Here is a 21,876-nt window from a genome sequence, read left to right on the forward strand (position 1 = left end):
GCCAGTGCTATTCATTTTCCGAAAGCATCGCGGTCAGCAGTTCCGACATGAACTTGGTCTTCGAAGCCGCGGTCACACCCCCTACGCCAACACGGTTGCCCAGCCGCCACCACAGGCCGGGCGCCCAGGCGTTGCCCTCTGAGGTCGCAACGCGGATCAGAAATCCGTTCGAGGGTTTGAAAGCAAACACTCCGCGATCCACCGACACCACATCTTCGATCCTGCAGATCACGCGGCCCGAGCGTGTTCGCAATACGGTAGCAGTCAACTCAAGACCATCTGCCGTTGCCGACCACATACGCTGAGCCAACCAAAGTGTTGCCCCGCCTATGACAAGCAAAAAGACCTGCCACGCCAGCTCGGGCGGTGTCGCCAGCGCGACGTAGATCACCAAAACCGATATGACGACCAGCATCACAACCCCGATCCAACGTCGCGGGGCCGAGGCGTCGACCGTGGCCAGCACTTCTTCTTGCATGAATTTCTCCTGACTGCGCGGCTTTCCATATCCGCTTTGCACCGCAAAGGACAGGCTTGATCATTCGCGCACAGAACCAGTGTGTTCCTGCGGATTGATTGGCTTCGAACAAGAGATAGATATGTGTGCAATCTGACAGGAGGCCGTCATGTCCCTTAGACCAACACTTGAAACTCGCAAGGCAATGCCAACCATGGAAGGCGCAGGCGTCAAGCTGCACCGCGCGTTCGGATTTCAGGACCCGTCCGAGCTGGATCCGTTCCTGCTGTTCGACGATTTTCGCAACGAACGGCCCGAAGATTATCAGGCCGGGTTTCCGTGGCACCCCCATCGCGGGATCGAGACCATCACCTATGTCCTGTCCGGGACTGTGGATCACAGCGACTCGCTGGGCAATCACGGCAGTCTGGGGGCTGGCGACGTCCAGTGGATGACCGCCGGGTCGGGTATCTTGCATCAGGAAATGCCCAAAGGAAACGCCACCGGTCAGATGCACGGGTTTCAGCTTTGGGGCAATCTGCCCTCAAGCCAAAAGATGACAGCCCCGCGCTATCAGGATGTGGAAAGCAAGGACATTCCCGAAGTCATTGATGATGACGGCACGATTGTGCGCGTGATCGTGGGCGAATTCTGGGGCAAGATGGGCCCGGTTGATGGCATCGCGGCTGATCCACAATACCTCGACATCTCGATCCCGGCAGGAGTGAAAAAGACTTTTCGTGTAGACACTTATCGGCGGGCCTTCGCCTATGTCTTTCAGGGTCAAGCGGCCTTTGCCGACGCGTCGCAGCCCACCGGGGTCTTGCTGGAGAAACAAGTTGCCGGGCAAGAGGTCAATATTCGCGACATGTCTGGGGATCGCACTTTGGTTCGGTTTGGGACCGGGGATGAAGTCACGGTTCAGGCCGGACCCGAAGGTGTGCGGTTTCTGCTGATATCAGGCGCGCCGATTGATGAACCGGTGGCCTGGCACGGCCCGATCGTGATGAACACCCGGGCCGAGCTGGAACAAGCCTTTCGCGAGCTGCGCAACGGCACGTTCATCCGGCCCGCACACTGACAGGGCACATCAGGCGGCGACGGATTTCCGGATCATGTCCCAGTAGACAAGCTCGACTTCATCCAAGGAAAGCCGCCCCCCTGCCCGGTACCACGTCATCACACCGTTCAGCATGGCGATGACGGCGAGTGTGGCGATTTTGGTATCCGCCACCGAAAACTGCCCGCTGTCCTGACCCCGGCACAAAATGGCTTCGAGCGTGTTTTCATACCGACGCCTCAGGGTTTCGATCTCGGCAAAGTTTTCTGGGGTCAGGTTGCGCAGTTCCATATAGGCAATAAAGACCTCATCCGGCCTTTGCAGGTGATAGCGGATGTGAAACCCGACAAATTGGCGTAACGCCTCTTGCGCATCTTTAGCAGGTTCAAGCTGTTCATAGGCGGCCAGAACATCCTGCATATGATCCCGCATCAGACCAAAGAGCAGGCTTTGCTTGTCTGGGGTATAGTTATACAGCGCCCCGGCCTGCACGCCGACCTCGCCCGCGATTTGGCGCATGGAAACAGCGGCATAGCCGTGTTGCGCGAACAGTGATACCGCCGCTTCGCGAACGCGTGGGCCGGTGATGCCGGAATGAGAGCCCTGAGTACGTGCCATGGCACAAGCATATCTGAACAGATGTTCAGATAGAAGCCCGCTTGATCAGACGCAGCAAAAGGTGCATCACATTTGTGATGATGCGAGCTTTGGATCGTTTATGAAACCGCTACCGTTGATCTTGGGTCTTTTGATCTGTGCCGCCTGCGCTGATATTCCAGAGCTTGAAGGTAGCGAAGGGCCTGCTCTGCGCAAAGCGCCCTACCCGAAGCTGATCCCATTGTCAGAAGCGCTTGGCCCGCCTGCAGATCCCGTCAGTGAAGCCGCCGAGGTTGAAGAAGACCTGAACGCGCGGGCAGAAGCGCTGACGGAACGGGCAGACGCTTTGCAAAACGCAGAAATCAACTAGGCCAACGCGCCTTTCGGCGCGGTGCTCGCCATGACGGATTGCACCCTTTCCTCGAACCCGCTAAGGCAGCCGACAACTGATTTAACGCACCAACGGGTGCGTTCGAGTGGAAAGGACCCTTGCGAATGACACAGGCGCTGCGGCTTGGAATAGCCGGATTGGGAACCGTGGGCATTGGCGTGGTCAAGATTATCCGTCGCCATGCCGACTTGCTGGAAACACGCACGGGTCGCCCGATTGAAATCACAGCCGTCTGCGCACGCGATCCCAACAAGGACCGGGGTGTCAGCTTGCGGGACTTTGCGTGGGAAACCGACCCGATTGCGCTGGCCCAGCGCGACGATATCGATGTCTATGTCGAGTTGATGGGAGGCGAGAACGGCCCCGCCAAAGCCTCGGTCGAGGCCGCTCTGGCCAGTGGCAAGGATGTGGTCACGGCCAATAAGGCACTACTGGCGATCCACGGGCAAGAACTGGCCGAAAAGGCCGAAGCCGCCGGTCGGGTGATCCGATTTGAGGCGGCAGTTGCTGGGGGCATCCCGGTGATAAAATCGCTGACCGAGGGGCTTGCTGGCAACGAAATCACGCGCGTCATGGGCGTGATGAACGGCACCTGCAACTATATCCTGACGCGCATGCAGTCGCAGCGGCAGGGCTATAACGCGCTGTTTGATGAATGTGCCGAGCTTGGTTATCTGGAAGCTGACCCGAACCTGGATGTGGGCGGCATCGACGCGGCGCACAAGCTGGCTCTGCTGTCTTCAATTGCGTTTGGCACGAAGCCAAATTTCGACGGGATCCAGATCGAAGGCATTCAGCAGATCAGCCTGGACGACATCGATCAGGCCGAAGATATGGGTTACCGCATCAAGCTGCTGGGTGTCGCGCAACGTACCGCGCGCGGGCTGGAGCAGCGGATGCAGCCGTGCCTGGTGCCCAGCGACTCACCTTTGGGGCAGCTGGAGGGCGGCACGAACATGGTCGTGATCGAAGGTGACGCCATCGAACAGGTTGTGCTGCGCGGTCCCGGCGCGGGAGAAGGCCCCACAGCCAGCGCCGTGATGGGTGATGTCTGTGACCTGGCGCGTGGCCTTAAGATCTCGACCTTTGGACGCCCGGCAACGTCGCTTGAGGCCGCAAGCCCGGCGGTGACCGGTCTGCCCGCCCCGTATTACCTGCGGCTTGGATTGCTGGACAAACCCGGCGCTTTGGCCAAAGTGGCAGCAATTTTGGGCGATGCAGGTGTCTCGATCGACCGAATGCGCCAATATGCGCATACCGAAAGCACCGCGCCGGTACTGATCGTGACCCACAAAACCACGCGCGCCACGCTGGATCATGCCCTGAGCGGGCTGAGCGGCACCGATGTGGTCGCTGGCACCCCGGTCGCACTGCGCATCGAGCAGGTCTAACCCCTTGCGGCCTGCCGTGACGGCAGGCTATGCCCAATAGAACGCTTTCACTGCCCAAAGGATTACGCAACATGAGCGCTGCCAAGATCGATTTCAACGACCGCCTATTGTCTCTGGGACTGGCTCGGGTGGCCGAACAAGCTGCGCTGGCCTCGGCCTCGCTGGTGGGCCGTGGGGATGAGAAAGCGGCCGATCAGGCCGCGGTGAACGCCATGCGCGAGCAGTTGAACCTTTTGGACATCGCCGGTGTGGTTGTCATTGGTGAAGGTGAGCGCGACGAGGCGCCTATGCTTTACATTGGCGAAGAGGTCGGCACCGGTAATGGCCCGGGCGTGGATATCGCTCTGGACCCGCTGGAAGGCACCACCCTGACCGCCAAAGACATGCCCAACGCGCTGACCGTCATCGCCATGGGCCCGCGTGGATCCATGCTGCACGCCCCCGATGTCTATATGGACAAGCTGGCCATTGGTCCGGGGTTTGACGATGGCGTCGTAACGCTGGACATGAGCCCGAGCGAACGGGTGGAAGCTCTTGCCAAAGCAAAGGGTTGCCAGCCTGCAGATATCACCGTCTGTATCCTCGAACGCCCCCGGCACGAGGCGATGATAGCAGAGGTGCGCGAAACCGGCGCGTCGATCCGCCTGATCACCGACGGGGACGTCGCTGGCGTCATGCATTGCGCCGAAAGCGAAGTAACAGGCATTGACATGTATATGGGCCAAGGCGGCGCGCCCGAAGGCGTACTGGCCGCGGCTGCGTTGAAATGCATGGGCGGGCAGATCTTTGGCCGCTTGCTCTTCCGTAACGATGACGAACGGGGCCGTGCCAACAAAGCTGGGATCACCGATCTGGATCGGATCTATTCTCGTGATGAAATGGTGACGGCGGATGTAATCTTTGCCGCAACCGGCGTGACCGGAGGCTCACTGCTGCCGCGTATCAAACGCGAGCCCGGCTGGGTCGAGACCACAACGCTACTGATGCGCTCAAAGACCGGTTCGGTACGCCGCATGTCTTACCGCACACCGATGTGGTCGCACGAAGAAGCATAACCGCTTGCGCCGTTGCCTTCGGCGCGCGTATTTTTGAAAAGATGAAGCGGCCGGGCCTGAAAAGGTCCGGCTGTGCCGCATGAGGGGACGCGATGAGTTTTCTTGGGGTTGAGCAATCCTTGACAGGCCGCAGCTGGATCGGCCCGGGGGCCGAGGTCGAGCGCACAGCTGAGATGATGGCGCAGCAGACCGACCTGCCCCGCGCCGTCTGTCAGGTGCTGGCGCGTCGTGGCGTCCCGGTGGCCGAGGCGCGTGGATTTCTGGACCCCAAGCTCAAAGAGCTGCTGCCAGACCCACGTGAGATGAAAGATATGGAGGCAGCGGCCGCGCGGTTCCTTGCCGCTGTAAAGCAGCGCCAGCGGATCGCGGTTTTTGCGGATTACGACGTGGATGGCGGCAGCTCGGCCGCGTTGCTGCTGGTGTGGTTGCGGCAGATGGGGGTGCAGGCGACACTCTATGTGCCTGACCGCATTGATGAGGGCTATGGCCCCAATGTTCCCGCGATGCAGGAGCTGGCCCGCGCGCATGATCTGATCATCTGCGTTGACTGCGGGACGCTTAGCCATGAACCGATTGCAGCCGCCAAAGGTGCGGATGTCATTGTGCTCGACCACCATTTGGGAGGCGAGACTCTGCCCGATTGCGTTGCGGTGGTGAACCCCAACCGGCAGGATGAAAGCGGCGATCTGGGCTATCTCTGCGCTGCCGGGGTCGTGTTTTTGATGCTGGTCGAGGCCGGGCGGCAATTGCGGGCCGAAGGCGCCAAAGGGCCGGATCTGATGACCCTGCTGGATCTGGTGGCGCTGGCCACGGTGGCCGATGTGGCCCCGTTGATCGAAGCCAACCGGGCGCTTGTACGGCAGGGCTTGAAAGTGATGGCCCAGCGGCAAAGGCCGGGTCTGGTTGCCCTGTCGGACGTTGCGCGCATGGACACCGCGCCAAGTTCTTACCATCTGGGGTTCCTGTTGGGCCCGCGCGTCAACGCCGGTGGCCGCATCGGACAGGCCGATCTGGGCGCGCGGTTGCTCAGCACGGATTCGTTGCACGAGGCGCAGGCCTTGTCCGAACGGCTGGATGCGCTGAATACCGAACGTCGCGAAATCGAGAACGCGGTCCGCGCCGCAGCACTGGAACAAGCCGAGGCGCACGGGCTGGAGGCACCGCTGGTCTGGGCCGCCGGGGAGGGATGGCATCCCGGCGTCGTCGGGATCGTGGCGTCTCGTCTGAAAGAGACAGCCAATCGCCCGGCCATTGTCATCGGATTTGACGGCGACGAAGGCAAGGGCTCGGGCCGGTCGGTGTCTGGTGTCGATCTGGGCGCGTCGATCCAAAAGCTTGCCGCAGAGGGCCTGCTGGTCAAAGGCGGCGGCCACAAGATGGCCGCGGGCCTGACCGTGATGCGCGATCAGTTGGAACCAGCCATGGCGCGTCTGTCCGAGCTTTTGGCAAAACAAGGCGCGGGCCAGGGCGGCCCCGCAGATCTGAAACTGGATGGTGCTCTGATGCCCGGGGCCGCAACGGTTGATCTGATCGAGCAGATCGAACAGGCAGGCCCCTTTGGTGCCGGAGCCCCTGCCCCGCGCTATGCCCTGCCCGACCTGCAGGTGCGGTTTGCCAAACGGGTGGGTGAGACACATCTGAAACTGTCCTTATCCGATGGGCTGGGTGCAGGCCTCGACGCGATCGCCTTTGGTGCTTTTGACGGGCCTTTGGGCGAAAAGCTGAGCAATCACGGCGGTGCACGCTTCCATTTCGCCGGCAGGCTTGAGATCAACAGCTGGGGTGGACGCCAGAACGTTCAGCTGCGGTTGGAAGACGCGGCACCAGCGCAATAAACCCACTGTGCAACGACGCCTGGAAAGGCCCAAAAAAGTTGTTCCATCTGGCACTTTTCGGCTTGCGGGGGGGGCGGCTAATCCGTAAAAGGCCCTCCACAAGGCCGCGTGGCCCGTTCGTCTATCGGTTAGGACGCCAGGTTTTCAACCTGGAAAGAGGGGTTCGATTCCCCTACGGGCTACCACTTGTACTCTCCAAACCCCTTAAAAATAAGAACTTTCCCAAAATCAGGGCGGAGATACCCAACATTTTGCCATACAATTGATTTCTGATGACCGACCGTAGGCGGCAGAATCAACCATCAGCCCGATTCCCTGATTCCCGCATCCCGCTTGCAAAATGCTTACAATTGGAACGGTTCGCGGCAGGACATGCGCTCCGGTGTGAAAGTTGTAGCATTGGGCAGAGTAAACAACCTAAGACATCAGCGGCGGAATGAACGCTGGTAGGTGGGGAAGTGTCAAAGGTTTGGCTGGAGCCAGCAAACAGCCAATAGGAGATGCGCCTTGCAAGAGCAGATGAAAGAACATGCCCAAGAGGTCGCTAGCTTTGTAAAGGCTATGGCGCACCTAGGGCGGCTGCAGATACTCTTAAGACTAATGGAAGGTGAGAAAAACGTTTCTGACCTCTGCAGAGACTTATCGATGCATCAGGCGGGCTGCTCCCAACTACTCATACGGCTTCGTCTTGAGGGCCTGGTTTCTACACGACGGGACGGCAAGGAAATCTATTACAGTATTTCCGACTATCGAGTCCGCAGACTCATTGTTGCGATCCAAGACATTTTGCGAAACGAAGAAAGGACGCAATAGGGAGGCAACGATTGCGACCGTTTGATGAAATACTAGCACTCAAAATGCTAGATGTGGTTGAAAAGCACTCGTTCCCGCTCAAGCCAGACACGGTTGAGATTAGTGCGATTGCTTGTCTTGATAGACTGGTCGCCGAAGGTCTTGCCACGCGCGATGCGCCCAGTTCAGGTGAAGAGACAACATACCGAATTACAGAGGATGGCGTCTTGGCTCTTCGGGAATACGAAAACGCCGTCATCTGGGACTAGACAACGACAACAAAAAGGGGCTGTGTCGGGAGTATCCAGAGTGTAATCCATGCTTGGAAATTCAATTTGCGCGCGCCGATTAGGCCGGAACGATGCATCATTCGCAACGTCAAACCACTCGAACACCACACCCAACCAGTCGGGGAGGCGAGCTGAACTGCGATACCCATGCAGCGCTTTTAGCTTGCACCTGAGGTAAAATGGGTTTCTGCGTGGCCACTTTCGCACACGCCACGTTCTTGCTTTGGTTCCCAATGGGTAAAGTACAAAAAAGTAACCCCACGCCGAAAGTGGGGAACGGATCGGCATGGGGTTATCGGCGGAGATTTCGACTTTCAGACGTAGGCCACTGTCAAACAAACCCACGTCTTCACTCTCACAACGTCGAACTCCGAATTGAGTTACTCGAAACAAAGAACTCTTAAACAGTACTTGATACTGGCAGTAGCACCTTGCGCTGAAATCTAAAGCAAAAGCGGTTGAAAGGGCACTATTTGCCCCCGATTGAAGTGCAATCCGGCAACAGTATCGAAGTAACGACCAACTGCATATGAATTTGCAACAATTGAGTGGGTGCAGCTTAGATGACCGATTGCGACTACCAGGCCCGGCAACGGCACCAACACAAGACCACTTGAACCTCACCAAACCCTAACAGCCTTTCGAGCACTCTGGCCTATTTTCTCCGCTGTATCGTCTGCAAAGGAGGGTTGGCCATCCCTTCCGGTGTTTTGATTTTGCCCGTTAACCGACGCCCCCTGAAGCAAATCAACGAGAATAAAAGCTCCGGCGGCCGGAATCAGCCAGACCGGCTCAGTCGGAAGGTATCCACAGGTAACGACAAATTGTGTTCCAAGGAGCAAGAGGGCGCCGAGGAGGAGCAGCCTTGCCCGGAGCACAACTGCCATCACACCGGCACCAGAGACCATTGTCCCGATGGACCAGAGGCCAATCATGCACTAACAATCAATTCGGACCAGTCAAAACGGGCCAACCATAACGTATCTGACGACTAACCTATCCGAAAATTTCAAGTTAGGTGTGCTATCTTAGCCCACGAAAAGTATTTTTATTTGTGGGTGGTGATTCGAAATGAGCTTGATCAGATATCGCCATGTTGTATTGCTTGTTGCAGCAATTACGTATTGGATTACGACTGCGGCTTCCGGAAGATCAGAGACTGATCGCGTCGCGCTAGTAATCGGTAATGGACGCTATAATCACGTCACCGACCTACCCAATGCATTGAACGATGCACAAGACCTCGCTTCTGCGCTTTCTAGGATCGGTTTCGACGTAGAATACAACCTAGATCTAGACTTCCGCGGGATGAGAGTTGCTCTTCGAGATTTTGCAAAAAGGGCAGAAAAAGCTGAGGTAGTATTACTCTATTTTGCCGGCCACGGATTGGAGATAGACAACGTCAATTATCTAATTCCAGTCAATGCAGAACTCCAAAGCGACGTCGATGTTAGTTTCGAAGCTATTCGCTTGGATACTGTCGTCGCCTCGCTGTCTTCTTCCGAAGGGCTGAAAATCGTTCTAGTAGACGCGTGTCGAAACAATCCATTTTTGAATACAATGAATAGAACAAACAAAACTCGCTCAATCGGCCGCGGACTAAGTCGCATTGATCCAAGTGGAGTAGTTGTTAGCTACGCCGCGAAAGGCGGGACACTTGCTTTAGATGGAAGTGGTAGAAATAGCCCGTACGCTGAGGCCCTACTTCAACACATTGAAGAACCAGGACTCGAGCTTGGGAAACTATTTCGAAAGGTTCGGGATACAGTTTTTGAAACAACATCCGGCTACCAAGAACCTTTTACTTATGGTTCATTGCCCAGCGAAGATATTTTTCTTGTTCCTGCAGTCGCCTCAAAACAAATCTTCGATTCCCTAGCACAGGCATTCGCAAAGGCAGATGGTGAGGGATCTCTCCAAGGCTGGAACACTTTTCTGGAACATTTCGCAAACGAAACTGCTCATCCGCTTTACGAACTTGGTTTGTCTCGAAGAACTGCGTTACTTCATCACAACGAAAAACAGATGGCCGTCCCCGAATCACCGAAATCGGATGAACTGGCGCTTTTTTCAGCAGCCGAAAGTTTGGACTCTCCGCGTGCATGGGCACTTTTCTTTGAGCATTACCCTGTTGGAAAAATGGCTAAGAGCGCGCGATTGCAGGAGAATTTAAGTTTTTTAAACGCCCTGCGAGATCGAGTTTGGGGGCGCTATCGTAGCTCAAACGTCGGAACGTCCATTACAAGTGAAATGCGTCAAACAGCGATGGCGATGATCAAATTGGATGAAAGGCAAATTACGCAAATACAAAATGCGTTGGCGTACGGAAGGATAGGTTTTGTTGGGATTGACGGAAAATTCGGACCGAAAACGAGGAAAGGGATCGAAAAATTTCAAGAAAACAGATCGCTTCCAACAACAGGGCTACCTACCCGAGCAACCCTCTTTGCGCTTAATCAAACCGGTGGGTGGGGATCAAGTGGGCGCCTTGAATACGATGCCTCGATCTACCCAACGTCCGGACCTTTGGCACGCATTTTGGATCCCCAAGCTGTTGCATTGTTAGAGGAAGACCCCCGTTTGGACCAAGTTCTTTCTGTGTTTCTTGGCCAGGAGATAATTTATGGGTATTTCGAAAACAGACTTTACGTGGCTACTAGTCTTGGAACAACAATAGGACCTTCTGAACTGCGAGTCTTGGAAGAAAAGACCAACGGGGTTCTCGTAGAAATTGATAGTCAAGAAGAAGAAGATTTCATTCGAGAGTTGGTTAGATTTGACCAAAAATTATGGGGAGCCACTTCGATCCGTAATAACCAAGGACCTGCGATAGGTTTGCGGCAATTGCAGGGAAGATGGTTTTGGCGGTCAGGTCGAAAATTGGAGTTCGAAAATTGGGCGCCAGGCCATCCCCAAAAACTACGGGAATCATCACCTTTGGACGAAAGCTATGGTCGTTTGGTTCCATTGGAAAAGGCGGGAGGAAAAAAAACCAGAGTAGAAAGGATAGGCTGGGCTACAACATCAAGCTTACCTCCAACCATAATTCTAGAAATCGAGTAGCAATAACTCTTTAGGAACGACCTGATGAAAAATATCTTAATCGCAAGCTTTTGAAATACAGAAATCTATAAGGATAGGCTCTACGTTGAATCGCAGTGCAATACACCAGGCTCTGGACCTATTAACAGGTCGGAGCGTCAACGGCTGCTTTGATCTAGAGCAGACACAGTTAGAAAACACGGCTATGACCGGGTTGCGGACGACGCAGACGTTTAGCCGGTGTTTCGAATTTATTGCCTCGAATGCCGGCTCGCTGCATTTTTTGAGTACGTATCATCGTATCGTCGATAAATAAGACTGATCAGACTACCCGTTCAACAGTATCTCTCTGGTCCAATCCACTGCTCTACCGAATATCGGTCCCCGTGCGTCCAGCCAACGGGCAAAACTTCTTCTATTCGTTCGAGGTCGGCGCTCGTGAGGTCCAACTCTGCACCTGCGATGCACTCTTGGAAGTGATCTACAGACCGCGTTCCTGGGATCGGTATGACGTGAGGTCCACGGCTCAGGAGCCAAGCATTCGCCAAACTTGCAGCTGACGTGCCCATTTCTGCCGCAAGTTTTCTGAACCCATCTGTGATGCGGAGATTTTCAGACAGGTTGGGTTCCATAAAGCGCGGGTTGCCTGCTAAGAATGGCAGGCTTGTGATGCGCTCACGCGGGATCGGGTTATCTGTCAGCAGCGACCGCCCGACAGGCGAAAACGCAACCATAGCAACACCCAGTTCGGCGCAGGTCTGTACCAGTCCAAGATCGGGAAACCGGGTCGACAATGAATATTCGGATTGGATGGCGGTGATTGGAAAGGTTTGCATCGCGCTGCGCAGCGTCGTAGGCGCGACTTCGGAAAGGCCGATTGCTTTGGTTTTTCCCTTCTCGACCAGTCGGCCAAGATTGGCCGCAGTCTCTTCTGGCGTAAGGCGAGGATCGCGGCGGTGCGCATAGAACAGATCCACGCAGTCCAGCCCAAGACGCTGCAGCGATTTGTCCAGCTCGGCCTCCAGATGCTCCGCCGAGTTGTCGAATACGCGATTGCCGTCGGCGTCGCGTGTAATCGTTGCTTTGGTCGCAATTACAAACTCTTCACGGGCGCTTGGATTGGCCTTCAGATAGGACCCGATAGCATTTTCTGATTTACCCATACCGTAGACGTTGGCCGTATCCAGATGTGTGACGCCGAGGTCACGACAAGCGTTTAGGATCGCGTGGCTAGCTTTCTCATTTGTTGGTCCATACATGTCTGAGAACGACATTGCGCCATAACCAATGGCACCGATTTCTGGTCCGATTGCGCCTAGTTTACGTGTTTTCATTTTCTTCCTTCGACAAGCCACAACGGTAGCTGACCATGAACCAACCGGCGATCAGAATAGCAACGCGCTGGTACTCTAGTTTTTAGTTAATAAACTAACACCGAAGTTTGTTAATATGCTACGTAGGCTTCCGGCTGCCTAGTCCGCAACTCGGACATAGACCCGATTTTGCTGAACGTCCGGTCCTGGTGAAAATAGACATCACATGGCGTCACTCTGCTTCAACGTCATTTTTTGGCTTGATGGAGATCATCGGCACGCATTTGTTGCCCGAGGTTGGTAGCTTCTCCCGAGATTGTCGAAAGGAGTTCACCTTTGGCTTCCAAATACGACTTTTGATTAGGGTCCTGAGATGCTCGCGCCCGATCGTGATGACGATCCGCGAAATGACGAAGCCTCTCAGTAAGGGCGTTTTGCTTGTCGATGCTCTGCTGGGAAGCCACAAGTTCGGAGTTGACCCGTACAAGGCCGTCGATCTGAGCGGCGTGCTCCTGTGTCTGCGCTTCAAGCAATGCCACTCTTTCGTCGATGTTCAAATTGACTTCGGCGCTCGCAAGCGTTGGTTTTAGGCGCAGAGCCTCAAACATGCCGGCAACGACAAGGCCGGTGAAAATTAACGCCGTTCCAAGCGCTTCGCGTCCACTCAACGCCTCGCCAAGAAAGACCCAAGCCAGGAGCAAACTCGTCAAAGGCGCGAGATTCATGGCGACCCCCGCTTCACCGGCGGATGCGTGCCTCAAGGCGAGTTGCCAACAGAGGAATGCGACAGCAGCGGCAAAAATGCCCAGGTAGAGGACTGCGAGTATTAATTCAAACGAGAGTTCCGGAACCACGTCCATTGGCTTCGACCTGAAGCCGACAAACACCGACAGCACGATCATTCCAATCAGGATTTGGACCAGAAATCCTGTTAGCGGCGATACATTTAGCGCAAACCGCTTGAGAGCGATGCAATAGAGGCTCCAGATAATAACCGGTGGAGACATGCGCTGGGCCAAAGCGAGACTTTCAGGCACCGACAGTCCGACGAGCGATTGCTGGAAAGCCAAGTAGACACCGAGGAAAGAGATACCTGTTGCGATAAGTATCCTCGGTCTTGGCACTCTCCGGTCTATTGCTGCTGCGATGACTATGATTAGAACGGGCGTCAGCGAGAACCCGATTGCCACCTGAGAGGCGGTGAATTCTTGCAGGGCCAAATATAGGGTTGTGTTGAAGCCGACGACGCCTAACAGCGAGAGGACTGCAAGTTTGTAGAGGTCGCCGAACACTTGGCGTCGCTCGAGAACAAGCCGGCCTGCCCCTATTGGCAAGAGCACCAGCGCCGCAACGCCCCACCGCAACAGATTCAGCACATCCGCCGGTACGTCGGGGCTCACGTATCGGCCGAAAACAAAGTTTCCGCCCCAGAAAACCGGGGCGATGACAAGCAAGCACCAGCGGAAACGGTATTGCAAGAGCCAGCCAATCAGCGAGCTATGTGAATGCGAAGGATGATTGATCATTGTTTTTCCAACTTATGCAAAAAGGCGGGGCCTGGAGGCCTACGCTGACCTCGTGGGCTCTCCGGTAGAGGCGTGAATCAGAAGCCCCCATTAGGCTTTTGACGCCTCGTTTCCAAAATCGAGCGGGTGGATCGGACTAGATTGCGGCGCCGTAGATCGCTTCAGCGCATGCCACGACCGCGCCGTCAGAGCTGCGCTTGGCGAATGTGCGCACAACCACCGACGCGGTTGGCGAAAGGGCCTGCAAGCTGGTTTCGGTTGTCAGCTCCAGACGATCTCCAACATCGAGATTGCAGAAGTAATGGACCCGTCGATTGCGCATAGGCCAGGACACAACAAGATCAGGTGCGGCGTTGCGCTCCGCCATTGTGATCATCTTGTGGATCTCGGCAAAGTACACGAGGCCGACACCGTTCAGATGCTGATAGCGATCGATCGCGAAAGTCAGGTGTGGAGGCGCTGTTTCCATCTCCGCCTTGGTTCGTTCGGATTTTCCGAGAAGCCGAATTGTATTTGCCCGCTTGGCCTGCTCGCCCTCACGGAAGGGTTGCAATCCCTCTTCCATGTCCGCGCGAACAAGGTCGCGGTTTGCCGGTCCGTTTCTGCGCGCAAAAGACGTAATGATCTCGGCTCTCAGCGTCACAGCGTTGCCGAAAAGATCGACCTGGCTGCGCCATCCATTTTCAGCTTTGGGTTTTTCGACCTGAAAGAACTGGCAAAGATCGCCTTCCTTGAACAGTTCGGCGTCCCCGTTCAATGTGCAGGCCACGACCGAGGGCAAAACACGCGCGCCTGACTTATCGCGGAATTCCTTGGGGTGCGCGCCGAAGTCGCCCGCGATGCTCTCCCAGTGGAGATGGCAAGCCTCCCGCAGCAACCATTCGCGTGACACGCCGCTGAAATCCATATGCGGCATCCCGAGCCGAAAAGCTGGCTTCGTGAAAGGCCGAATGTTTGTCTGTTCAATCCGTTCCATCGTCATTTCCATGTCTTTAACTCCATTTAGAGAACCAGGCGTCATGAAGCAGCGGCGTCATGACTTTGGTGCTTCCGACGCTCTTGTGGGCACGCCGTGGAACTGTTTTGGAAAGCCGGGTGTCAACGCGGAGTCAAAGGCGTGTCAAAGCACGCAAAAAAATGCACGAAGGGTGGGAAAATCTGATGTTTGGCCCGAAAAACTCGCACGTTCCGGGCCCAAAAATAGCGTGGTTGTCTCAGCGGACAGGAAGTTCTGGTGGAGCTTCCAAGACCGTTCTGCCCATTCTGGGTTCTGTCGATGGTGGCACTGAACCGCTGACGGCATCCAGGTGGGCACGAACAACTTGAGGCGCAGCGACGCTGGAACCGTTCATTGCGACGCGCGCTCCGCCCTGCGTTCCTGCGGCACGAACGCCCGGACGCAATTTGGACCGATCGGCAATGGCGCTGACATCGACCTGCTCGCCGTCGTACATCGGACTTTTTCGCGGAAGCGGGCCTCCGGAGTAAGGCGACGGACCTGTTTCCCGATCGCGAACGCCGCGCTCTTGCATAGCTGCTCCAACGCAAATGCTCATGTCGCCAAGAGACAAGACATTGAGGCTTCCACCATGGCGTAATCCCGAGGTAGCATCCGGCGCGTCCCATTCAGTTGGCCAGCCATCTTCGGTCCACAGACTTTTGCTCCGATCGATCAGGTAGCTTTGACGCCCCGTATCCGGAAAGCCCGGGATCACGTCATCGCGCATGACCCAGGCCTCCATGATCACCGGGTCTTCCCCACTGGTGACAACTTTTGCCATGACCTGCCATTCGCCCGGTGGAGCCGGTTCGCGACCTGATCTGCCGGGATCCGTTGGAGCGAGTATGAGCGACAGGCTCAATCGCTTCTCCCCTTCCCGGCGCAGCAGTGCCTGGCCAATCACCTTTCCATCCAGCTTCAGGTGCCGCAGACCCGGTTCTGCGAAACTGGCATCGTCAATCTGTTGCCCGCCGGGCGCAACAAGCTTGAGGAGAATCTCTGGCTCAAACTCAAGACCCGCGTCCGGTTCTTCTTCGGACGAGAACCAGATGTCCAACATGTTTGCGGTCGTGTCGCCAGGCTGTAGCTTCCACGAAAACCTTTCCGGCGCGCCGTCTTCGCCTGTGTCCTTGAGCCTTTGCCAGCCGTGGGATTGCGCAAGATTCCGATTGCCCGCGGCCGTCACGAGTGTCACCTGCCCGCCCTCGGGCTGCGCTTTATGAGCGCGGATCAGTTGTCGCAAACATCTGGTGAGCGGATGCACCCCTCCGCGTGGACCTCCCGAAAGCGCAAAACTGAAATTGATGATGACGGGAAGGCCTGGAGCAAGTTGGCGCGCCCGCCTGAGGATGAATTCCACGCCAAACACAAAATACATGCCCAGAAACGCGCCCGTCGTCTCTCGCGCCACGATCGGCGGCAGATTGACCGCGATTATCGGTGGAGGGGCTTCCATTGTGCCGGGCTCTGCTCCGGCGGCAAGGTCGAGCACATGGGTTCCATGGCTTGCGCCACGGGCCAGATGCGTCTCTCCGCCATTGCCGAACCCGACCAGTCCGAGTTCGCGTAAAGCGTCGTTTTCATTGCCGTCTGCTGCCCGGATGGCGGCGTCAATCTCGGCTGCGGAATATTCTCGTCCAAACGGAACGCGGGCGTCGCTCTGATAAACGCCGGACTGGTGCCACGCCCGGAGAATCCGCGTGCCTCCTTGTGCATTTCGGAACCGATAGTGCGGAAGGCAGATGGCGTGGTCGATAATGCCCACGACAGCCTTTGCGTGATCGGTGAACACGGGCGGCCCATCCAGATCAGAGAGTTTGTCCAATTGGTCGCCGTTTTGAAGGGCGCGCGGCACCGGCATCGGAAAGACCCGCGGGTCCTGCATGCCCACAGCGTCAGTGAATTCCTGCATGTCCTGCCACCATGCATCGGACTGCGGTTTCTGGACCGAAAGCAGATGTTCGTCACCTGCCAGTGGCTCGACCGGATTCGCGATATCGATTGCACCAAGAACGCCGAAATCCCACTTTTCGTCAGCCGGCCCCTGCACCTGACGGACAAAAAACTCCCGGCCGTGACCAACCAGCCAATAGGCCATCGGATCGATGCGAAGATCTACGACAGTGCTTGGCTCCCATTCATAGTGCCTCACCATTCGTTTTCCGCCTCTTGCCAGAACCAGTTCACGATCGGACTCTCGTCGGCCGCAACGGACCCAGCAGAAAACCGAACAACATTCCCAAACGATTGGCGTTGATTGTTGTTCCAAACGCGTGAGGCAAAGAAATCACTGGTGTCGATGCCGCGCCCGTCGAAATTTGCGGTCACGACGACTCTGTTGCCCACTCCGGCCAAACCAGCAAGGATGTCCGCCACAAGAAATCCCAACGCAGCGCCCGCGAAGCTGTCGGCCGGATAATGGAGGCCGGCAACCGTCCGGTTCACCGCAATACGCGCGGCTTGATGAAACAACATGTCATCGAGCGATGGCGTTTTCACACCTGTGGGGATGAGACGGCGGAGCGTCTCGGCGATCGCGAATGCCTCGGTGGCGTGTCCGCTTGGCAGGGCGCCGTGGCCGGGCATGGCGATGGCGGGTTGGATCTGCGCTGAAAACGCATCGGGCCGGCGGCAGGCGAGGCTGTGCTTGCAGCGTTGGGCGACAAGTGCGGCGACGGTTTGGACAAGCGACAAGAGCTCCAAGGTTTTTGCCATTCGGCCGGCCGTCATCGGCAGCAGCGTCGCAAAGTAAGCGGTCGTCCCACCGATCTGATCCATGATTTCCTGCATCCGATCGCCCCGGAGATCGGCATAGTCATAGACAATGGCTGTCTGGGCTTCGAAATCTTGGAGAGTTGGCCGGAACAAGGTCCCGACCTTGTGCTGGTCATTCGCAGCGGCAAGGACAACGGTGATCCCGGCGTTAGACGTGTCCTCCAGGTAGGTGATGCGCCCAACGATATCGGCGACGGCTGCCATCTGCCGAGACCAATCGGGCCACATGCGTAAATTGTCGTGCGAATGTGCGGTGAGTTCCGATGGAGAATGCGAGCCCTCCCAAGGTCCAACAATTCCGTCTCGCGCGGTCATCAATCCCAAGGGGCTTCCAACATCACCTGTGCCACCGGTCGCTTGCGTCGCTTGTGTCGCTTGGGTGGCCTGTGTTGCTTGCGTTGCCTGTGTTGCTTGCGTCGCCTGTGTGGCCTGCGTCGCTTGTGAAATTGGCATTACATCCTCCTCAGTATTCTGGAATTCCTGCTTCAAGCATCGCATCCGCGAAGAAGTCGGCAATTCCTGTACCTTTGGCGGGATGCGTCTTGCGGTATTGTGAGAGGGTCATGTCCGGAGCAAGCCGCAGCAATTCCAACGCAGCCTTCCGCGCCTCCTGAGACCGGCCTCCTAGGCTCAACCCCACCACCTTTGATCGGTGCGCCGAAAGATGTCCGGGGGAGAGTTGCAACGAGGCGTCAGCAAGGGTAACCGCCCGCTCATACTCTCCGCCTACGAGGTAGGCGCTGGCGTGAAGTGCATCGAAGAAATGTTTGCGCGGGTCCAAAGGCGACAGGAGCATACTGCGTTCTGCCATCGCGATGGCATCCTTTGACTCACCCTGAAACGTGTGCAAAACGCCTTTGAAAGTACAGGTTAACGCGCTGTTGCCATTGACCGCCATCGCCGACGCAAACCGATCTCTGGCGGATGAAAAATCAGCTTCGAGAACTGTTTTCACATTGCCGTCCATGGCAAGGCTCAGCGGACAGGAGGGATTGAGATCAAGCCCTCGGCTCAATCGATCGTTTGCGATGATCCTGTCCTGATTGGGATCATCGCTCCAGCCTTGATAAATGCGAAGAAGGTGCCATTGGGCTGACCAAGCGAGGGGCACCGAGTGATTTGGCGCTCGCACCATCAGTTCTGCCAGTCTGTCCTCTGCAGCAAAAAACTGTTTTTCGGAGATCCGATACATGAGCGAAATCGCAGACATTAAAAGGCGGTGGGCCGGCAAATCCGGGAGCGGTCGTGTAGCTGTGAAATCCGAGGCGTTGACCAGCAAGACTCGGACAATCTCGGCAGCGACTTCCGAAACAAGACCGCAATCCTGGTCGAAAACCGCTTCGACGGGAACAAGGAACCGCTCTGTCCAGATCTGTTCGCCAGTATCACTGTCGAGACAATCGACATGCAGCATAAGGCGCCCGCCAAGATTTCTGATTGATCCGGCCACAACGAAATCGGCATCAAGCTTACTTCGGATATCCGCCAAGTCCACCACTCGCGCGTCGATCTTGCGACTCGAAAGGTGCGAGATGAGGTTCATCAGCTGCGACTTCGAAAGCATGCGTGTAACTTCTTGGGCAAAGAAATCGCCCAAACCGTCCCATTGAGACGACTCGCCGTAAAGCACGAATGGAAGAACAGCTACGATCGGGCGAACTTCCACAACCGGAACGGGATCGTCGTGCTTCTCCTTGCCTGGAAAGACTGGCGCCTCCGAAAGCCGCTGGTCTCGCAACCAATCTTCAAAGCCTTCCTCGGAAATATCCAGTCCTTCGAGGAAATCGCCTTGCGAGGGGTCACCTTCAAGTTGAATGTTTTCTAGTTTCAGTCCGATCCTGTCCGCTTCAACGAAAAAGACATCATCGAACCGTTCGCCAAGCTTTTGTCGGATGGTTGTAAGCGCCTGCCTTAGACTGCTACGCCCGAGACGCTGGTCCACACGGCTCCAGAATTTGTCGACAATCCAGGCCCGCGTTCGGACCATGTTCGGGGAAGCCGCCAGAATGGCGATTATTGCCAGATGCTTCGCACCCAGACCAATAATTCGCCCTTCGTCGGACCAGGCCAGAGTAACCGGTCCATATAGTGTAATCTTAAGTTTCACTCCTTCACAGCCTCCCTGAGCTGAGCGTAGTCACCAATTCATTCGAAATAAACAAAAATCTCGATGTTTCGAGCGCTTGTGGTTGAGCCAAATGCAGGTCGCTGCAGGAGGTCGATATCAAAGAAGACGTGGTGGTGCATCGCCTAACGCAATTGGGTTCGCCATCAGTTACAGTCTTCTAACGGGGTGTACCCAGCGACGGCATGCGCCTCTAAGGCATCTATGGCGGGCTAGCTCATCCCAAAAAGACAACCAATGCGATGAAAGTTAGTAATCGTTCGCGGTAGAGCATCTTTTCTCCGTTGTCTCAATTAGTTCAAAGGCTGACTAGCTAAATTCCGTTGTAATAATTTCTGGAACTGGAAACAGATATTAGTACATGTCGCTGCACTGGTCGCTTTTGGGCTCGGTGCGGTCTTTCGCTACGATCTGTCTGAGGGACCGCTATGCGGAAAAAGCTGCCATGACCCGCTGAAGCAAAATCGTTCTGAAATGATTGACCTTCAAACGGAGGCATACCCCCGCAATCGGATCACCAGCGGCATCATCAGCAGAACCAGTACGGCCGCGAAAAGGAACGGTGCACCCGGGAAGTAAAAACCTGTCGCATCAACGGAATTCTGAAACAATCCAGTCATCACCAAGGGAGATAATACTGCGGCAACGGATGACAGCGACGCAATAACGCCCTGCACGACACCCTGCCGATCTTCATTTACTTGGTTTGATGCCATCGCTGTAGTCAACGCAGGTACGAGGTCAGACAACGCCGCAAGAACAAGGAAGATGATCAGGGCCACAACCGAACCGGTGAAGCCAAAACCGATCATCCCAATCAGTGCCGAAATCATGCCCAACATCAGCGTGCGGAAATCTCCGATCCACCTGATAAAGATGGGCATTAACCCCCCCTGAACCAAAGCTAACAGCACGCCGTAGGCCGCAAGCGACAGTCCGATATAAAGTGTCGGCCAGTCGAATACTTCGCGCGTCCAGAACGCCCAAAGCGTTGGGTAGACCATATTGGCAAACTCAAAGATAAAAATGCAAAGCAGGGGCACCGCTAGGCCCGGTAGGCGGAAAGCATCTAAAATCGACTTGAATGGGTTGAGGTCGCGTTTTCCAAAAGCACGGCGTTTGTCCGACGCCAGGCTTTCTGGTAGCGCGAAGTAACCAAACAAGGCGTTGCTTGCCGATAGAACCGCCGCAATCCAAAACGGTGCCGCAATGCTGATTTCTGCAGCAATGCCACCCACAGCTGGTCCCAGTACAAAGCCGATCCCGAACGCTGCGCCGATAAGGCCAAAATTCGCCGCCTTTTCCTGAGGAGAAGATATGTCGGCGATATAAGCTGTCGCAGTGATATAGGTCGCCCCTGCAAGGCCAGCGAGGGTCCGCCCGAGAAGAAGAAGCCAAAAACTGTCCGCCATGGCCATGATCACATAATCCAGTGCCAGCATGACAAGTGCCGTGATCAATATTGGCCTGCGTCCAACGGCATCTGAAATGCTTCCGACAATGGGGCCACACAGGAACAACGCCCCTGCGTAGGCAGCCATCAGTAAACCACCCCAGAACGCTCCTTGCCCAGTATCACCCGCTCCGACCCGGTTCATCAAATCCGGCATAATCGGGAACACGATACCGATGCCGATAGCGTCGATTAGCAGTGTTAGTAAGATGAAGACAATAGCTCGGTTCTTGAACATACCGCCCTATCGAACGGGAACACCGGCAAAGCAAGCCAAAAGAGTTTTCTATGTGAGGTGTGGATCCCACCAAACAAAAAACATCACAAAGGAGTTCGCGGTTGCTTTGGGTTCGAAGCGGTCGTTCAGTGATTTCAGCCCGATGTCTGCTGTGCGGACAAAGCAGACATTTAGCTATTTCGTTTGGCTAATTGCCGCTTGACGAAAGGCGACTAATTTCCCGATCAAGAAAATATGCAAGCAGAATCCTGATAAGAACGATCACGCCAAGTACACCAAGTTCCTCAAGAGACCGATGGGCGATGCTGTGCAATATGTCCGAGACAATCAGAAACTCAAGCGCAAGCAAAATCAGTTGGCCTAGGTTGAGCCTCAATTTCACGAAAATGGCTTCTCGGCCTGTACCATTGATCCATGATTTGACGCATTGGGCGAGCAGGAAGCCAAGACCGCCTATTAGAAGGACGATAACACCTGCGTCGACGATACCAGCGACTAGCTTTGCTGTATTTTCGATCATTGTCATGATTGCGACC

18 protein-coding genes and 1 tRNA gene are annotated in these 21,876 nt (G+C 55.8%); 9 read left to right on the forward strand and 10 right to left on the reverse strand.

Features of this window, described 5'->3' with window-relative positions; all coding sequences use genetic code 11:
- Positions 1 to 7 precede the first annotated feature (7 nt).
- Positions 8 to 478, reverse strand: coding sequence for a hypothetical protein (locus GOV38_RS19290; protein ID WP_171099963.1), 471 nt, complete (start codon positions 476 to 478; stop codon positions 8 to 10).
- A gap of 148 nt (positions 479 to 626) precedes the next feature.
- Here GOV38_RS19290 and GOV38_RS19295 point away from each other — a divergent pair, with 148 nt between their 5' ends.
- A complete protein-coding gene (locus GOV38_RS19295) occupies positions 627 to 1,538 on the forward strand; it encodes a pirin family protein (protein WP_171210153.1) in 912 nt (303 codons plus the stop codon).
- A gap of 9 nt (positions 1,539 to 1,547) precedes the next feature.
- On the opposite strand, the gene GOV38_RS19300 is transcribed toward GOV38_RS19295, so the two are convergent.
- Positions 1,548 to 2,135: a TetR/AcrR family transcriptional regulator gene (locus tag GOV38_RS19300; protein ID WP_171210154.1), complete on the reverse strand. Its 588-nt coding sequence runs from the start codon at positions 2,133 to 2,135 to the stop codon at positions 1,548 to 1,550.
- Between the two features lie 100 nt (positions 2,136 to 2,235).
- Between GOV38_RS19300 and GOV38_RS19305 the strand changes: the two genes are divergently transcribed.
- From GOV38_RS19305 to GOV38_RS19340, 8 genes are all read left to right on the forward strand, one after another.
- Positions 2,236 to 2,484, forward strand: a complete 249-nt coding sequence (locus GOV38_RS19305) for a hypothetical protein (RefSeq protein ID WP_171099969.1) — start codon at positions 2,236 to 2,238, stop codon at positions 2,482 to 2,484.
- Between the two features lie 125 nt (positions 2,485 to 2,609).
- On the forward strand, positions 2,610 to 3,896 hold the full coding sequence (locus tag GOV38_RS19310; RefSeq protein WP_171210155.1) for a homoserine dehydrogenase: 1,287 nt from the start codon (positions 2,610 to 2,612) through the stop codon (positions 3,894 to 3,896).
- A 71-nt stretch (positions 3,897 to 3,967) separates the two neighbouring features.
- The gene (gene glpX / locus GOV38_RS19315; RefSeq protein WP_171130262.1) at positions 3,968 to 4,951 is read left to right on the forward strand and encodes a class II fructose-bisphosphatase; all 984 of its coding nucleotides are present in this window, start codon (positions 3,968 to 3,970) and stop codon (positions 4,949 to 4,951) included.
- 92 nt (positions 4,952 to 5,043) lie between these two features.
- Positions 5,044 to 6,786: a single-stranded-DNA-specific exonuclease RecJ gene (gene recJ, locus GOV38_RS19320; RefSeq protein ID WP_171210156.1), complete on the forward strand. Its 1,743-nt coding sequence runs from the start codon at positions 5,044 to 5,046 to the stop codon at positions 6,784 to 6,786.
- Between the two features lie 110 nt (positions 6,787 to 6,896).
- Positions 6,897 to 6,971: transfer RNA gene (locus GOV38_RS19325), tRNA-Glu, on the forward strand.
- Between the two features lie 334 nt (positions 6,972 to 7,305).
- Positions 7,306 to 7,599, forward strand: a complete 294-nt coding sequence (locus GOV38_RS19330) for a helix-turn-helix transcriptional regulator (protein WP_171210171.1) — start codon at positions 7,306 to 7,308, stop codon at positions 7,597 to 7,599.
- A gap of 11 nt (positions 7,600 to 7,610) precedes the next feature.
- Entirely contained in the window at positions 7,611 to 7,847 is a 237-nt protein-coding gene (locus GOV38_RS19335; protein WP_171210157.1) for a hypothetical protein, read from the forward strand.
- Between the two features lie 1,092 nt (positions 7,848 to 8,939).
- Entirely contained in the window at positions 8,940 to 10,931 is a 1,992-nt protein-coding gene (locus tag GOV38_RS19340) for a caspase family protein (RefSeq protein ID WP_171210158.1), read from the forward strand.
- Positions 10,932 to 11,245: 314 nt separating this feature from the next.
- Here GOV38_RS19340 and GOV38_RS19345 read toward each other — a convergent pair whose 3' ends face one another.
- The 8 genes from GOV38_RS19345 to GOV38_RS19380 all read right to left on the reverse strand — a co-directional run bounded on the left by GOV38_RS19345 (position 11,246) and on the right by GOV38_RS19380 (position 21,866).
- Positions 11,246 to 12,244: an aldo/keto reductase gene (locus GOV38_RS19345; RefSeq protein ID WP_171210159.1), complete on the reverse strand. Its 999-nt coding sequence runs from the start codon at positions 12,242 to 12,244 to the stop codon at positions 11,246 to 11,248.
- A gap of 227 nt (positions 12,245 to 12,471) precedes the next feature.
- Positions 12,472 to 13,749 (reverse strand): DMT family transporter, encoded by a 1,278-nt coding sequence (locus GOV38_RS19350; protein WP_171210160.1) that lies wholly within the window; start codon positions 13,747 to 13,749, stop codon positions 12,472 to 12,474.
- A 136-nt stretch (positions 13,750 to 13,885) separates the two neighbouring features.
- Positions 13,886 to 14,770, reverse strand: coding sequence for an LnmK family bifunctional acyltransferase/decarboxylase (locus GOV38_RS19355; protein WP_371808548.1), 885 nt, complete (start codon positions 14,768 to 14,770; stop codon positions 13,886 to 13,888).
- Between the two features lie 193 nt (positions 14,771 to 14,963).
- The gene (locus GOV38_RS19360) at positions 14,964 to 16,904 is read right to left on the reverse strand and encodes a hypothetical protein (RefSeq protein ID WP_171210162.1); all 1,941 of its coding nucleotides are present in this window, start codon (positions 16,902 to 16,904) and stop codon (positions 14,964 to 14,966) included.
- Positions 16,898 to 17,728, reverse strand: a complete 831-nt coding sequence (locus tag GOV38_RS19365) for a phosphatase PAP2 family protein (protein WP_171210163.1) — start codon at positions 17,726 to 17,728, stop codon at positions 16,898 to 16,900. Before GOV38_RS19365 ends, GOV38_RS19360 begins: the two co-directional genes overlap by 7 nt.
- Before the next feature lie 259 nt (positions 17,729 to 17,987).
- On the reverse strand, positions 17,988 to 19,466 hold the full coding sequence (locus tag GOV38_RS19370) for a hypothetical protein (RefSeq protein WP_171210164.1): 1,479 nt from the start codon (positions 19,464 to 19,466) through the stop codon (positions 17,988 to 17,990).
- Positions 19,467 to 20,134: 668 nt separating this feature from the next.
- Positions 20,135 to 21,340 (reverse strand): MFS transporter, encoded by a 1,206-nt coding sequence (locus GOV38_RS19375; protein WP_171210165.1) that lies wholly within the window; start codon positions 21,338 to 21,340, stop codon positions 20,135 to 20,137.
- Between the two features lie 187 nt (positions 21,341 to 21,527).
- The gene (locus GOV38_RS19380; RefSeq protein ID WP_171102631.1) at positions 21,528 to 21,866 is read right to left on the reverse strand and encodes a DUF1622 domain-containing protein; all 339 of its coding nucleotides are present in this window, start codon (positions 21,864 to 21,866) and stop codon (positions 21,528 to 21,530) included.
- Between the last annotated feature and the right edge of the window lie 10 nt (positions 21,867 to 21,876).

The organism is Ruegeria sp. HKCCA5839 (genome assembly GCF_013035585.1).
GTDB lineage: Bacteria > Pseudomonadota > Alphaproteobacteria > Rhodobacterales > Rhodobacteraceae > Ruegeria.

Coding starts and splice junctions, on each gene's coding strand:
- GOV38_RS19305 (WP_171099969.1), top strand. CDS start 2,236: ATGAAACCGCTACCGTTGATCTTGGGTCTTTTGATCTGTGCCGCCTGC.
- GOV38_RS19295 (WP_171210153.1), top strand. CDS start 627: ATGTCCCTTAGACCAACACTTGAAACTCGCAAGGCAATGCCAACCATG.
- GOV38_RS19375 (WP_171210165.1), bottom strand. CDS start 21,340: ATGTTCAAGAACCGAGCTATTGTCTTCATCTTACTAACACTGCTAATC.
- recJ (WP_171210156.1), top strand. CDS start 5,044: ATGAGTTTTCTTGGGGTTGAGCAATCCTTGACAGGCCGCAGCTGGATC.
- glpX (WP_171130262.1), top strand. CDS start 3,968: ATGAGCGCTGCCAAGATCGATTTCAACGACCGCCTATTGTCTCTGGGA.
- GOV38_RS19345 (WP_171210159.1), bottom strand. CDS start 12,244: ATGAAAACACGTAAACTAGGCGCAATCGGACCAGAAATCGGTGCCATT.
- GOV38_RS19355 (WP_371808548.1), bottom strand. CDS start 14,770: ATGACGCCTGGTTCTCTAAATGGAGTTAAAGACATGGAAATGACGATG.
- GOV38_RS19300 (WP_171210154.1), bottom strand. CDS start 2,135: ATGGCACGTACTCAGGGCTCTCATTCCGGCATCACCGGCCCACGCGTT.
- GOV38_RS19340 (WP_171210158.1), top strand. CDS start 8,940: ATGAGCTTGATCAGATATCGCCATGTTGTATTGCTTGTTGCAGCAATT.
- GOV38_RS19290 (WP_171099963.1), bottom strand. CDS start 478: ATGCAAGAAGAAGTGCTGGCCACGGTCGACGCCTCGGCCCCGCGACGT.
- GOV38_RS19380 (WP_171102631.1), bottom strand. CDS start 21,866: ATGACAATGATCGAAAATACAGCAAAGCTAGTCGCTGGTATCGTCGAC.
- GOV38_RS19310 (WP_171210155.1), top strand. CDS start 2,610: ATGACACAGGCGCTGCGGCTTGGAATAGCCGGATTGGGAACCGTGGGC.
- GOV38_RS19350 (WP_171210160.1), bottom strand. CDS start 13,749: ATGATCAATCATCCTTCGCATTCACATAGCTCGCTGATTGGCTGGCTC.
- GOV38_RS19360 (WP_171210162.1), bottom strand. CDS start 16,904: ATGGTGAGGCACTATGAATGGGAGCCAAGCACTGTCGTAGATCTTCGC.
- GOV38_RS19330 (WP_171210171.1), top strand. CDS start 7,306: ATGAAAGAACATGCCCAAGAGGTCGCTAGCTTTGTAAAGGCTATGGCG.
- GOV38_RS19365 (WP_171210163.1), bottom strand. CDS start 17,728: ATGGCAGCCGTCGCCGATATCGTTGGGCGCATCACCTACCTGGAGGAC.